Below are 13766 nucleotides of genomic sequence, written 5' to 3'. Positions count from 1 at the left end.
CCATGGCAAGGATGGATTGCGCGGTGGCCGGAAAATGGGGCACACCGGCTGTTCGATCAAGCCGCAATCAGCAAGGCAGCAATTCTTTGGAGAAGGGTGCAATCCCAGCCGACGCCGGATCCCCAATCGTTCCCGGATCCTTTGTCGTCACCAACCGCACGGTGCTCGTCATCGCCGTGCCGATGACGCTCGCCTACCTGACGACGCCGCTGCTCGGCATGGTCGATACGGCTGTTGTCGGACAGCTCGGCGACGCCGCCTTGCTTGGCGGCCTGGCGGCAGGCGCACTGGTCTTCGACGTCGTCTTCACCACCTTCAATTTCCTGCGCTCCGGCACCACCGGTCTGGTCGCCCAGGCTTTCGGGCGCAACGACGCGCTGGAGGAACAGGCGGTGTTCTGGCGCGCGGTGCTGATCGCTGTTGTCGCCGGCATCGTGCTGGCGGCGCTTTCGCCGCTGATCGCGGCCGGCGGGCGGTGGTTCATGGATGCCGGGCCGCGCGTCAGCGAGGCGATGGGCGTCTATATCGGCATCAGATTGCTCGCGGCACCTTTCTCGCTTATCAACTACGCCATTCTCGGCTATGTCCTCGGCCGAGGCGAGGGCGGGCTCGGGTTGGTGCTGCAGCTGGTGCTGAACGGCATCAACATCGCGCTCTGCATCCTGCTTGGCCTGGAGCTTGGCTGGGGCGTCGCCGGCGTCGCATGGGCAACCGTCACCGGCGAATTCCTGGCCATGTTGCTTGGCCTCGCCATCGTCATCAGGCGGTTCAGGGCAAGCCCGCCCGTGCCACGCCAACGCCTGCTCGACATGAGCGCGTTCCTGCGCATGCTGTCGCTCAACCGCGATATCATGATCCGCTCGTTCTCGCTGCTTGCCGCCTTTGCGCTGTTCACCCGCCAGGGTGCGCAATTCGGCACGGTTACGCTGGCCGCCAACGCCGTGCTGATGAATTTTTTCCTCGTCGCAGGCTATTTCCTCGACGGTTTCGCCACCGCCGCGGAACAGCTCGCCGGCCGCGCCGTCGGTGCGCGGGCTGAGCACCCGTTCCGGCGCGCGGTGCGGTTGACCCTGTTCTGGGGTTTCGGATTGGCGGGCGCCGCAACCCTGGTGCTTCTGCTGGCCGGTGCCAATCTGGTTGCCGTCGTCACCACGTCGCAGGAAGTCCGCTCGGTGGCCGACACCTACCTGCCCTGGGCGGCCTTCACCGCACTGAGCGGCGTGCTGGCTTTCCAGATGGACGGCGTCTTCATCGGCGCGACCTGGTCGCGCGACATGCGCAACATGATGCTTTTGTCTTTCCTGGCCTTCGCCGCCGCGCTGATTACGCTGGCGCCTGCTTTCGGCAATCATGGCCTGTGGGCGGCATTGCATGTCTTCCTGCTGGTGCGTGGCCTCAGCCTGTTGGCCATCCTGCGGCTGCGGCTGCGGACGGCGTTCAGTTGAGCGGCCTTGAAGCCCATTGGTCGAGATGGCGGTCGCGCAAGTCGCTGATGGAGTTGAGCCGTTCCGTCTCGGCGAAACGCGCCATGCCGGCGACGATGCGCCCCGGCAACGCCGGCCCGGCATAGATCATGCCGGTGTAAAGCTGGACGAGATCGGCGCCTGCGCGGATCTTCTCCAGCGCAGTCTCGGCGGAGTTGACCCCACCCACGCCGATGATGGCCATGTCCGGCCCCAGCAGCCTGCGCATACGGGCCAGCACGATGGTCGAGCGCTCGAATAGCGGCCGGCCGGAAAGCCCGCCGGTCTCGCTTGCCGCGCCGCTGGAGCGTAGCGCCGGGCGAGAAATGGTGGTGTTGGAGACGATGATGCCGTCTATGGCCTTCTGGGTGACCTCGGCGGCGATGTCTTCCAGCTCGGCTTCGACCAGGTCCGGCGCAATCTTGAGAAACACCGGCGGCTGCCTTGCCGCCGCCGCGCGCGCGGCCATGACGCGCGACAGGAGCTCGCCAAGCTGTTCGCGCGCCTGCATGGTGCGCAGGCCGGGCGTATTGGGCGAGGAAATATTGACGGTGAGATAGCTGGCGTAAGGCGCGAAGCGGATGACACCGCGCTCATAGTCGTTGACGCGGTCGGCGCTGTCCTTGTTGGCGCCGATGTTGACGCCGACGATGCCGGAGCGCTCCTCGCGGCCGACCAGGCGTTTCTCGGCGGCCGCATGGCCTTCATTGTTGAAGCCGAGCCGGTTGATCACCGCTTCATCCGCCGGCAACCGGAAGATGCGCGGCTTCGGATTGCCAGGCTGCGGCAGCGGCGTCACCGTGCCGACCTCGGCAAAGCCGAAGCCGAGGCCGAGAAGCGCATCGGGCACCTCGGCATTCTTGTCATAACCGGCAGCCATGCCGAGCGGATTGGGAAAATCGAGGCCGCAGAGGCTGACCTTCAGCCGTGCGTCGCGCGCCGTCCGTGCGCCGACCGGCAGGCCGCAGCGCAGCGCCGCGATCGACAGGCCATGCGCGGTTTCCGGGTCGAACGTGAAGAGCAGCTTCTGGCCAATCCGGTCGAGCACGCTCATTCGGCCTCCAGCGCCGGGAACTGGTGGGTGCCGTCGGCGCCGAGCGGCAGCGGCCGAACCCACAGCACGGCTTTCAGGTCGAGCACGCCGTAGAGGTGCGGAAACAGCGCGCCGCCGCGGGAGGCCTCGTATTTTAGCGCATCGCCCAGGCTGGTCCCGTCGATGGCGACCAGCAGAAGCCCCGCCTGGCCGGCAAAATGTTTCGCCGCCGTCTCTTTGACCTGTGCCGCCGTGGAGAAATGGATGAAGCCGTCGGCGACATCGATCGGCGCTCCGGTGAAGCGGCCGTTCGCTTCGGCCTCGCGCCAAGGCCCTTCCGGGGTTATCTTGTAGATAATCTGAGACATGGTTGCGCTATAGTCCGAACCAGCCGTGCGGGGAAGGCCGTGCCAAGGATCTTCCCCATTTCCGGCGCAAACATGCGATATCTCAGGCTTTGGCCATGGAGGACAACATGCGTCTGCAGCACATCTTGATCCCCGCCGCGCTCGTTTCGCTGGTCGCGGCGTCCGCCTTTTCCGAGGAGACCGACCGCTATCGTCTGGAGAAATCCGCCAACGGCTATGTCCGCATGGACACGCAGACAGGCGCGATGTCGATCTGCGAGGAGCGCTCCGGCCAACTCGTCTGCAAGATGGCGGCCGATGAACGCGCTGCCTTCCAGGACGAGGTCGATCGCCTGCAAACTTCGATGAAAGCCATGGACGAGCGCGTCACCAGGCTCGAGAATTCGCTCTCGGCCCGCCTCGAATCGACATTGCCGAGCGAGGAGGATTTCAACAAGACGATGAGCTACATGGAGCGTTTCCTGAAGGGCTTCATGGGCATCGTCAAGGATATGGACAAGGACAGCGGCGACGGCGCCAAACCCAACTCGCAGAAGACCTGAAGACAGGCCGTCTGGGGAAATCCGGTGCGCCGGCTTTGCTGCTTGAAAACAGCGCGAAGCGCCTCATAATCGTTGCATCAGGTCCCGAGAAAACAGAAGACCATCAAGGGATCCGGGGAGGGATATTTGCCATCAGGCTATTCTTTCGTCATCGCCGACGATCACCCGCTGTTTCGCGGTGCGTTGCGCGAAGCGCTTGCCGGCATCGGCAATGTCACCGCTATTCACGAAGCCGGCGATTTCGAAAGCGCCAAGGCGCTGGTCGTGGCCAACGAGGAGGTCGATCTGGTGCTGCTCGACCTGTCGATGCCGGGCGCGAGCGGCCTTTCCGGCCTGATCTCGTTGCGCGGCATCCATCCGGCGGCGCCGCTGGTGGTGGTCTCCGCCCATGACGACCCGGCGACCATCCGGCGCGCGCTCGACCTCGGCGCGTCCGGTTTCATCTCCAAATCGGCCAGCATGGAGGAAATCCGCGACGCCGTGCGATCGGTCCTTGCGGGCGATATCGCGGCACCGGCCGGCATCGATCTCGGTGTCGAGCGCGATCCCGAAATATCGGACCTGATCAAGCGCTTGCAGGCGCTCACGCCGCAGCAAACCCGCGTGCTCGGCATGCTGGCGGAAGGCCTTCTCAACAAGCAGATCGCCTATGAGCTCGGCGTCTCAGAGGCGACGATCAAGGCGCATGTCTCGGCGATATTGCAGAAGCTCGGCGTCGACAGCCGCACCCAGGCGGTGATCCTGCTGTCCAAGATCGGCAGCGATCCGCTGCAGCCGGTGAGCTGAGCGCCCGAACCTGGCGGATGGTTATGCGGATGTCGGCCCGGCGACCAGTTTTTCGGAAACGCCTCGCCCGTCGGCAGAGATAGAAGCCATGCCGATGCGATGGCCGACATGTTTTGCGCCTATCTCGAAGCCTGGGCGCCGTCGGCGGGGCCGAAATGAAGCAGATCTGACAGTTACTCCGCCGCCGGCGCCAGCGGCCTGACCCTGGCCATCATCGAGCGCAGCACGGCCGGTTTGAGCGGCTTGTTGATCACCGGGACGTCGAGCCCGGCCGCCGCCGTGCGTACCTCGTTGGAACGGTCGGCGGTGACCAGCACGGCGGGCAGGTCGTCGCCGTGGATCGCTCGCAGCCCGACGATGGCGTCGAGGCCGGTTTCGCCATCGAGATGATAGTCGGCAAGGACAATGTCCGGGCGGCGGATCGCGATATCCCGGTTCGTTGTGCCGGACACGGTCTCGACGGCGCAGCCCCAGCCTTCGAGCAGCAGCCGCATGCCTTCCAGGATGCGGGCGTCGTTGTCGATACACAGCACGCTCAGTCCGGCCAGCGAAGCCGCCGCGCGGGCCGGCGCCCTGGTTTCGACCTCGCGTTTCGGTTCCTGCACGGCCGCCACCGGCAGGATGACGGAAAAGCGCGTGCCCTTGCCCGGATCGGAGAAAATACGGATCTCAAGCCTCAGCACCCGCGCGATGCGATCGACGATCGAAAGGCCGAGGCCGAGGCCTTCGGCCTCGCGCGCGCCTTCGTCCAGCCGGGTGAATTCGCGAAACACCGTGTTCAGCTTGTCGCCGGCAATGCCGATGCCAGTGTCGATCACCTGGATTTCCGCCAGTTCGCCGCGCCGCCGCACGCCAACCAGGATGCGGCCGTGACGTGTGTATTTGATGGCATTGGAAACGAGGTTCTGGATCAGGCGGCGCAACAGGTTGCGATCCGTCATCACTGTCAGCGACGAGGGCATGATCGTCAGCTTGAGTTGCTTTTCCGCGGCAAGCGGCCGGAAATCATTGCCGATCTGGCGCAGCAATGCGTCTAGGTTGAAGGCCGTGTCGTCCGGTTTCATGGCACCGGCATCGAGGCGGGAAATGTCGAGCACGGCGCCCAGAATGGTCTCGACCGATTCCAGCGAGGAGTCGATGTTGACCGCGGCCTTGCCGGCCGGGCCCTTGCCGGCCTTTTCGATCAACGACGAGCAGTAGAGCCTGGCGGCGTTGAGCGGTTGAAGGATGTCGTGGCCGGCCGCGGCGAGGAAGCGCGTCTTGCCCAGATTGGCCTCCTCGGCAAGCATCTGCGCCTGCGCCAGTTCCTCGTTGACCCGGGTCAACTCCTCGTTGACCCTGGTCAGTTCGATGGTGCGGGTCTTCACCCGCTGTTCCAGCGACTCGTTCGCCCGCTTCAGCGCCAGGTCCTGCTCGACGCGGCCGGAAATGTCGGCATAGGTGGCGACGATGCCGCCGTCCGGCATCGGGTTGGAGCGCAGCTCCAGGATCCGGCCGCTGGTCTTCAGTTCCATCTGCCAGGGGCTGACGAAGCTGGTCAGCCGGTTGAGCATCGTCACCCGCTGGTCGGTCGGGATATCGCCGCGCTCCGCCAGATGGCGCAGGATCTGGTCGAGCGAGACGCCGACCTGGCCCATGTCGTCGGGCAGGTCGAACAGCTCGCGGTACTGGCGGTTCCAGCAGATCAGCCGGAAATCCCGGTCGAAGACGGTGATGCCCTGTTCCATCTGGTCGAGCGCGATCTGCAACAGGTCGCGATTGTGTTGCAACGCTTCCGTGGCGTCGTCGAGCAGCCGGAAGGCATCCCTGGATTCGCGGTCGTGGCGGCGAAACAGCAGCGACAGGATCAGCCGCGCCGACGAAGAGCCGACGGCGCTGGCCAAAAGCTGCTCGGAAAAGCGGATGACGTCCATGCTGGCTTGCTCATTGCCATGCAGGATGACGTTGGTGGTCTTTTCGAAGGACTGGAACGACCGCTCGGTGCGCTGCACGCCGAGATAGCGCGCGATGGTGTCCTTCAGGTCGTTGACGGTGACGGCGGTACGGAAACGGCGCAGGCTGGGCATCGGCCCGGCTTCGCGCGGCACGAAGATCGACGCCTGGATGCGCTCCAGCGGCACCGCGGCGCGCGACAGCGAGCCCAGCACGAAAAACAGTGCGTTGATCGACAGGCTCCACAGCACGCCGTGGTTCAACGGCTCCGCAACGGTGCCGAACAGCGCCTGCGGCCGCAGCGCTTCGAAGCCGAACAGACCATGCACCAATATGCCGGTTTCGGGCGCGACGAGCGATGGCAACAGCAGCGTGTAGCCCCAGATCAGGATGCCGGCGACCATGCCGAGGGCCGCGCCCCTGCCATTGGCGCCGCGCCAGATCAGCCCGCCGATCAGCGCCGGCGCGAATTGCGCGATCGCCGCGAACGACATCAGGCCGATCGACGACAGCCGCGCGCTGTCGGTGCTCTCGCGGTAGTAGAGGAAGGCGATGAAAAGCATGATGAAGATCGATGCCCGCCGCACGTTGAGGATGAGCGTAGACCAGTCCTCGTTTTCGGAAGACGTCGTCCTCAGCAGCCGCCGCACGAACAGCGGGATGATGAGGTCGTTGGAGATCATGATCGACAGCGCCACGCTCTCGACGATGACCATGGCGGTAGCCGCCGACAGGCCGCCGATGAAGGCAGCCATGGCCAGGAAATCGTGACCGCCGAACAAGGGCAGCGACAGCACATATAGGTCGCTGCTCGTCTTCGTGCCGACCAGCGACAGTCCGGCGAAGGCGATCGGCAGCACGAACAGGTTGATCGCCACCAGATAGAGCGGAAACACCCATGTCGCGGTGCGCAGTTCCGCCTCGCTGCGGTTCTCGACGATGGTGACGTAGAACTGCCGGGGCAGAAGGATGATAGCGAAGCCACTCAGGCAGGTCAGCACCAGCCAGGTGGCGAGTGACGTCGAATAGCCCATCGCCTGCCGCACCTGGCCGTTTTCGGCCAGCTTGCCGAACATGTCGCCGGGCCCGCCGAAGATCAGGAAAGTGACCATCAGGCCGATCGCCAGGAAGGCGGCAAGCTTGACCACGGTTTCGACCGCCACCGCCAGCACCAGCCCGTCCTGGTGCTCGGTGGCGTCGGCGTGGCGCGTGCCGAACAGCACCGCGAACAGCGCCAGCAGCATGGCGACCACCAGCGAGATGTCGCTGACGAAAGGATCGAACGAGGGCGGCGAGCCGGTGTAATGCTCGACCATCAGGCTGACGGAACCGGAGATCGCCTTCAGCTGCAGCGCGATGTAGGGCACCGCGCCGATGGTCGCGATCAGCGTGGCGATGGCGGCCACGGTGAAGCTCTTGCCATAGCGCGCGCCGAGGAAGTCGGCGATCGAGGTGATCTTCTCGGTCTTGGCCAGCCGCACGAGACGGTTGAGCAAGGGAAAACCGAACACGAACACCAGCACCGGGCCGGTGTAGATGCCGAGGAACTCCAGGCCGCGCTCGGAAGACAGGCCGACAGAACCGAAAAACGTCCAGGAGGTGCAATAGATGGCCAGGCTGAGCGCGTAGATGAACGGACGTGCGCGACCGGGCCCGGAGCTGGCCGAGCGGCGGTCGCCAAGGCTGGCGATGGCGAATAGAAGCGTCACATAAGCGATCGCGATGACAACGATGAACAAGCCCTGCACGGCTCGCGCTTCCTCCCTGGCCGGCTCGACGCCCGCTCACCGCACGCAACCACAGCTTGGAAGCTGAGTCCATCGGCGCATGGACGTCTGATGATGCGGGTAAAAACAAACCGGTGCCTTGGCCCTTTTTCCGGTTTTGCAACCGGAGGTTTTTGCTATTGTGGGCTTGGCCGGCGCTGGAGAACGCGGCCGATCATGGCAAGGAGGGTCGAAATGCTGAAAGAATTCCAGGAATTCATTTCCAAGGGCAATGTGATGGACCTGGCCGTCGGCGTCATCATCGGCGCTGCTTTCGGCAGGATCGTCGATTCCCTTGTCAACGACATCATCATGCCGATCGTGGGCGCGATTTTCGGCGGGTTGGACTTCAACAACTACTTCTTCGGACTGTCCTCGAACGTCCACTCGGGCACGCTGGCGGAGGCAAAGAAAGAGGGCGCCGTCTTCGCCTATGGCAGCTTCATCACCGTCGTGCTGAACTTCCTCATCCTCGCATTCATCATCTTCTTGATGGTCAAGGCGGTGAACAACCTGCGCAGGCGCCTGGAGGCCGAAAAGCCCGCGCCTGCCGCCGCGCCGCCGCCTGCCGATGTGCAGCTTCTGACCGAAATCCGCGATCTGCTCGCCAGGAAGTAGAGGCATCAGGTTCTTCTGGACCAAAACCCCGGTCGTTCACGGCCGGGGTTTTTTGCTTTCGCCCGTAGTAGAACAGCCGGCATGCTGTCGCTATTCGAACGGACCTGCCCATGACCCTGATCCAGAACCTGCGCCCCGAGGCCCTGGCTGCGCCTGAAAGCGGTATCGTCGCCGTCGTCAACTATGGCAGGCTGCGCGACGGCTTGATCCCGCTCTGGGCCGGCGAGGGCGATCTGCCGACGCCGTCCTTCATCACCGATGCCGCGTCGAAGGCGCTGGCCGGTGGCGAGACGTTCTACACCTGGCAGAGGGGCATCCCCGATCTCAGGCAGGCGCTTGCCCGCTATTACCAGAGGCATTTCGGCAAACACTTCGCCGAGGACGAATTCATCGTCACCGGCTCGGGCATGCATGCGATCCAGCTTGCGCTCGACGCGCTCGCCGGTGCCGGCGACGAGGTGATCTATCTGTCGCCCGCCTGGCCGAATTTCGACGCCGCCGCCGCCATCGCCGGTGCCGTGCCGGTGCCGGTCACGCTCGATCAATCCGGCAATGGCTGGTCGTGCGACGTCGAGAAGATCGCGGCCGCCATCACGCCCAGGACCAGGGCGCTGTTCATCAACACGCCGTCCAATCCGACCGGCTGGACCGCCGACCATGAGACTTTGCGCGCCATTCTCGATCTCGCCCGGGCAAATGGCCTTTGGATCATCGCCGACGAGATCTATTCGCTGTTCCACTATGGCCAAGGCCGCGCGCCGTCCTTCCTCGACATCGCGACCGCAGAGGACCGCATCCTGTTCGTGAACAGCTTCTCCAAGAACTGGGCGATGACCGGCTGGCGCGTCGGCTGGATCAAGACCCATCCGAGCTTGCAGCAGGTGTTCGAGAACCTGATCCAGTATTCGAATTCAGGTGTCGCCCAGTTCATGCAGCGCGGCGCGGTCGCGGCGCTCGATGAAGGCGATGTCTTCGTCGCCGGACAGGTGGAGAGGGCAAGAAAGGCGCGCGATCTGGTCTGCGGCATTCTCGGCGCCACCGACCGCGCCCGGTTCACTGTGCCGCAAGGTGCTTTCTATCTGTTCTTCAGGGTGGACGGCATCACCGATTCGCGCAGCGCCGCCTTCGAGATCGTCGACAAGGCCAATGTCGGCCTGGCGCCGGGCACGGCCTTCGGCCCGGGCGGCGAAGCCTTCCTCAGGCTGTGCTTCCACCGCCGCCTCGACCAGCTCGAGGAGGCGGCGCACCGGCTGGCGAAGTGGATGACGGCTGTTTGAGAGGTTGACGAAGCCCGAATTGAAAGTCGCTCCGGCGCGCCAGACGGCCGCCGGAGTGGAGTTTCAAACGGCTTCAGCCGCCTGACTTGGGCACCAGCAGGGGAATGATCCGGTCGGTCTTGGCCACGGAAGGTCGTCCTGCTGAACCATAGGAAATGCCGAGCGCGTCCCAGGTCTCGACCAGGGCGTCCTGCAGCTCGGCGATCAGCGCATCCGAATGGAACGGCGTCGGCGTGATGCGCAGCCGCTCCGTGCCGCGCGGCACGGTCGGATAGTTGATCGGCTGGATGTAGATGCCGTGCACGCCGAGCAGCCGGTCGCTTGCCATCTTGCAAAGCTCGGGGTCGCCAACCAGCACTGGCACGATGTGGGTCGCCGATTCCATCACCGGGAGGCCGGCGGCGGAGAGGATCTGCTTGGTCCGCGTCGCCTGCTGCTGCTGGGCGTCACGCTCGGCCTGCGAGCGCTTGAGATGACGGATCGAGGTAGTGGCAGCGGCGGCGATCGCCGGCGGCAGCGCGGTGGTGAAGATGAAGCCCGGCGCATAGGAGCGCACGGCGTCGATGACAGCGCTCGTGCCGGTGATGTAGCCGCCCAGCGTGCCGAAAGCCTTGGCGAGCGTGCCCTCGATGATGTCGATGCGGTCGGCGAGGCCTTCCCGCTCGGTGATGCCGCCGCCGCGCGGACCATACATGCCCACGGCGTGGACCTCGTCGATATAGGTCATGGCGTTATAGCGCTCGGCGAGGTCGACGATCTCTCTGATCGGCGCGATATCGCCATCCATCGAATAGACGCTCTCGAACACGATCAGCTTGGCGCGTTCGCGGCCCGCCGCCTGCAGCAGGCTTTCCAGGTGCGCGACATCGTTGTGGCGAAAAATCTTCTTTTCCGCGCCCGAGCGCCGCACGCCTTCGATCATCGAGGCATGGTTCAACTCGTCCGAGATGATCAGGCAGTTGGGCAAAAGCCGCGCGATGGTCGAGATCGAGGCCTCGTTGGAGACAAAACCGGAGGTGAAGACCAGCGCGGCTTCCTTGTCGTGCAGGTCGGCGAGCTCATGCTCGAGTTCGACCAGCGGATTGCTGGTGCCGGAGATGTTGCGGGTGCCGCCGGCGCCCGAACCCATCCGGCCCGCCGCGTTCTGAAACGCTGCGATGACATCCGGGTGCTGGCCCATGCCGAGATAGTCGTTGGAGCACCAGACGGTGATTTCCTCTGCGCGGCCGTTGGCGCGCCAGATGGCACGCGGAAATTTGCCCGCTATGCGCTCGAGGTCGGCAAAGACGCGGTAGCGTCGTTCCGCATGGAGCTGGTCGATCGCGTCCTCGAAGAACCGCTGATAATTCATGTCGGCTTCCCAGTTTTGCGCTGGATCATAATCATTGCCCGATTGGCCGTCCACCGGCCCGTTTTGGTCAAAATGCCACGCCCCGCACCTGTTCCTAACGAGGGGCGGATCATGGCCTATTTCCTGGCGATAACGGCCTGTAGGGCGCTTTTGTTTCGACATGATGCCATATGCCGGCCAAGTCGGTTACGCAGGGTTTTATTGGTCATGGGGCGGGCTTTCCAGTAGAGCGGTATTGAGACAGTTTCCGATAGATCTTGAATGCGAGGACGCGGAATGACGGTTTTGGTGACGGGCGGCGCCGGTTATATCGGCAGCCATATGGTCTGGGAATTGCTGGATGCGGGCGAAAGCGTGGTCGTTCTCGACCGGCTTTCGACCGGTTTCGAATGGGCGGTGGCACCGGAGGCAAAGCTGGTCGTCGGCGATGTCGCCGACAAGGAATTGGTCGGCTCCATCATCCGCGACAACAATGTCGATGCGATCATCCATTTTGCCGGCTCGATCGTCGTTCCCGAATCCGTCGCCGATCCGCTCGGCTACTACGAGAACAACACCTGCAAGACGCGCACGCTGATCGAAACGGCGGTGCGCGAGGGCGTGCCGAACTTCATCTTCTCCTCGACAGCCGCCGTCTATGGCGGCGCTGGGCTGGAACCGGTGCGCGAGGATGCCCGCCTGGCGCCGGAATCGCCCTACGGCCTCTCCAAGCTGATGAGCGAATGGATGCTGCGCGATGCGGCGATCGCGCATGGCCTGCGCTATACGGCGCTGCGCTATTTCAACGTCGCGGGCGCCGATCCCAGGGGGCGCACCGGCCAGTCGACGCCGGGCGCCACGCATCTGATCAAGGTCGCTTGCGAGACGGCGCTCGGCAAGCGGCCGTTCATGCAGGTGTACGGCACCGATTATCCGACGCCCGACGGCACCTGCATGCGCGATTATATCCATGTCAGCGACCTGGCCGCGGCGCATCGCCTGGCCCTTGAGCGGCTGCGCGCCGGGGGCGCGAGCCTCGTCGCCAATTGCGGCTACAGCCACGGCTACTCGGTGCTGGAGGTGATCGAGAGCGTGCGCCGCGCCTTCGGCCATGATTTCGAGGTCAGGACGGGCGAGCGCCGCCCCGGTGACGCCGCCGCGGTGGTTGCCAATTCCGATCTCGCCCGGACGGAACTCGGCTGGACTCCGCAACGCGACGATCTCGACCAGATCGTTGCAGATGCGCTCGCCTGGGAGCGTATCCTGACGGGGAAGAATTCCGCACGCGGTTGAGCGGGTTTTCCCAAGGGCTCGCAAGCCGCTCCGCGAAGCGCTATGGAAGCGTTCGCGGAGGGTGCGGAAGCGCGCTGCCCGGTTCGACCTTTTTTGGGGGGACGACATGAAGATAACGGTGCTCGGGGCCGGCGTCGTCGGCACGGCGGCCGCCTACTATCTGGCGAGCGACGGCCATGAGGTCACCGTCATCGAGCGTCATCCGGCGCCGGCGCGGGGCACCAGCCAGTCGAATGCCGGGCTGGTGTCGCCGGGCGATGCCACCGCCTGGGCTTCCCCGGCGGCGCTGAAGACCTTCCTGCGCGGGCTCTACAACCACGATCTCGGCATCAAGGTGCGACTGCGCTTCGATCCCTATTTTCTCGCCTGGAGCCTGCGCTTCCTGCGCCAGTGCACGGTGGCGCGCCTGCGCGCCAACACCGACATCAAGCTGCGGCTCGCGCTCTATTCGCGCGACTGCATCAATGCGCTGTCGGAGGCGACCGGCATCCACTATGACGAGCGCAAGAAGGGCATCCTCTACTTCTTCCGCTCGCAGAAGAGTCTCGACACCGGGACCGACAATTATCGCTATCTTGCCGAGCATGGCTTGCCGATCGAGATCGTCGGGCGCGACCGGCTGGTCGAACTGGAGCCGGGGCTTGCCGGGGTGAAGGACAAGATAGCCGGCGGGGTTTATTCGCCCACTGACCAGACTGGCGATTCCAAACTGTTTGTCGACAGGCTCGCCGCCTATGCGACCGAGAGGCTTGGCGCCGAGTTCCGGTTCGGCACCACGGTCGAAGGTTTCGATATCGAAGGCGACAGGGTGCGGGCCGTCATCACCTCGTCAGGCCCGGTGGCCGGCGATGCGGTTGTCATCGCAATGGGCCCGGAAAGCGGCCTACTCGGCCGCCGCTACGGCATCGACCTGCCGGTTTATCCGGTGAAAGGCTATACCGCGACGATCCCCCTGGAGGACGAAAGCAAGGGGCCGACTATGGGTGGCGCCGACGAGGACCGGCTGATCGGCTATTCCAGGCTGGGCAACCGCTTGCGGATGTCCTCGACGGCCGAGTTCACCGGCTTTGACCGAAGCTTCAAGCCCGCTGACTTCAACACCATCATCAGCACCGGCAAGGATCTTTTCCCTGGCGCCTTCGACGAGAAGAAGGCCATGTTCTGGGCGGGCCTGCGGCCGATGATGCCCAATTCCGTGCCGGTCATCGGCCGGGCCCGCTACAAAAATCTCTATCTCGACACCGGCCACGGCCATGTCGGATGGACCATGGCCTGCGGCTCGGGCAAATTCCTCGCCGACCTCGTCGCCGGCCGAAAGCCCGAAATCGATCCACAGGGGCTGGTCTATGAAGATTAGG

The 13766-nt window shown here is 64.5% G+C and carries 11 protein-coding genes; 7 read left to right on the top strand and 4 right to left on the bottom strand.

Annotated features, from left to right (window positions below; translation table 11 throughout):
- The first annotated feature begins 182 nt into the window (after window positions 1-182).
- Window positions 183-1445 carry an MATE family efflux transporter gene (locus tag FJ428_RS20440; protein ID WP_224518988.1) on the top strand — a complete coding sequence of 421 codons (1263 nt, stop codon included), beginning with the start codon at window positions 183-185 and terminating at the stop codon, window positions 1443-1445.
- Here the strand turns inward: FJ428_RS20440 and FJ428_RS20435 are convergent.
- Both FJ428_RS20435 and FJ428_RS20430 read right to left on the bottom strand, forming a co-directional pair.
- Window positions 1438-2517, bottom strand: coding sequence for a quinone-dependent dihydroorotate dehydrogenase (locus FJ428_RS20435; protein ID WP_140728890.1), 1080 nt, complete (start codon window positions 2515-2517; stop codon window positions 1438-1440). The two genes, FJ428_RS20440 and FJ428_RS20435, sit on opposite strands and share 8 nt — an antisense overlap.
- Window positions 2514-2864 (bottom strand): DUF952 domain-containing protein, encoded by a 351-nt coding sequence (locus FJ428_RS20430; RefSeq protein ID WP_140496591.1) that lies wholly within the window; start codon window positions 2862-2864, stop codon window positions 2514-2516. Before FJ428_RS20430 ends, FJ428_RS20435 begins: the two co-directional genes overlap by 4 nt.
- A gap of 107 nt (window positions 2865-2971) precedes the next feature.
- Between FJ428_RS20430 and FJ428_RS20425 the strand changes: the two genes are divergently transcribed.
- Both FJ428_RS20425 and FJ428_RS20420 read left to right on the top strand, forming a co-directional pair.
- The gene (locus FJ428_RS20425) at window positions 2972-3406 is read left to right on the top strand and encodes a hypothetical protein (protein ID WP_140496589.1); all 435 of its coding nucleotides are present in this window, start codon (window positions 2972-2974) and stop codon (window positions 3404-3406) included.
- Window positions 3407-3532: 126 nt separating this feature from the next.
- Window positions 3533-4192 carry a response regulator transcription factor gene (locus FJ428_RS20420; RefSeq protein WP_140513279.1) on the top strand — a complete coding sequence of 220 codons (660 nt, stop codon included), beginning with the start codon at window positions 3533-3535 and terminating at the stop codon, window positions 4190-4192.
- Window positions 4193-4365: 173 nt separating this feature from the next.
- On the opposite strand, the gene FJ428_RS20415 is transcribed toward FJ428_RS20420, so the two are convergent.
- Complete coding sequence (locus FJ428_RS20415; RefSeq protein ID WP_140880020.1) at window positions 4366-7872, bottom strand: PAS domain-containing hybrid sensor histidine kinase/response regulator; 3507 nt, start codon at window positions 7870-7872, stop codon at window positions 4366-4368.
- A 213-nt stretch (window positions 7873-8085) separates the two neighbouring features.
- Here FJ428_RS20415 and mscL point away from each other — a divergent pair, with 213 nt between their 5' ends.
- Both mscL and FJ428_RS20405 read left to right on the top strand, forming a co-directional pair.
- Window positions 8086-8508 carry a large conductance mechanosensitive channel protein MscL gene (gene mscL / locus FJ428_RS20410; protein WP_140658092.1) on the top strand — a complete coding sequence of 141 codons (423 nt, stop codon included), beginning with the start codon at window positions 8086-8088 and terminating at the stop codon, window positions 8506-8508.
- A gap of 110 nt (window positions 8509-8618) precedes the next feature.
- A complete protein-coding gene (locus FJ428_RS20405; protein ID WP_140523994.1) occupies window positions 8619-9785 on the top strand; it encodes a pyridoxal phosphate-dependent aminotransferase in 1167 nt (388 codons plus the stop codon).
- A gap of 73 nt (window positions 9786-9858) precedes the next feature.
- Here the strand turns inward: FJ428_RS20405 and hemA are convergent, their stop codons facing one another.
- Window positions 9859-11136, bottom strand: a complete 1278-nt coding sequence (gene hemA / locus FJ428_RS20400) for a 5-aminolevulinate synthase (protein ID WP_140513285.1) — start codon at window positions 11134-11136, stop codon at window positions 9859-9861.
- 276 nt (window positions 11137-11412) lie between these two features.
- On the opposite strand from hemA, the gene galE reads away from it, so the two are divergent.
- Window positions 11413-12408 (top strand): UDP-glucose 4-epimerase GalE, encoded by a 996-nt coding sequence (gene galE / locus FJ428_RS20395; protein WP_140496575.1) that lies wholly within the window; start codon window positions 11413-11415, stop codon window positions 12406-12408.
- Between the two features lie 106 nt (window positions 12409-12514).
- Window positions 12515-13765 carry a D-amino acid dehydrogenase gene (locus tag FJ428_RS20390; RefSeq protein ID WP_140496573.1) on the top strand — a complete coding sequence of 417 codons (1251 nt, stop codon included), beginning with the start codon at window positions 12515-12517 and terminating at the stop codon, window positions 13763-13765.
- Window position 13766: the final 1 nt, after the last annotated feature.

The sequence above is a fragment of the Mesorhizobium sp. B2-8-1 genome (assembly GCF_006440955.1).
Taxonomy (GTDB): Bacteria; Pseudomonadota; Alphaproteobacteria; order Rhizobiales; family Rhizobiaceae; genus Mesorhizobium.
Note: the sequence above shows the minus strand (reverse complement) of the source record. Positions and strands in the feature narration are given on the sequence as shown.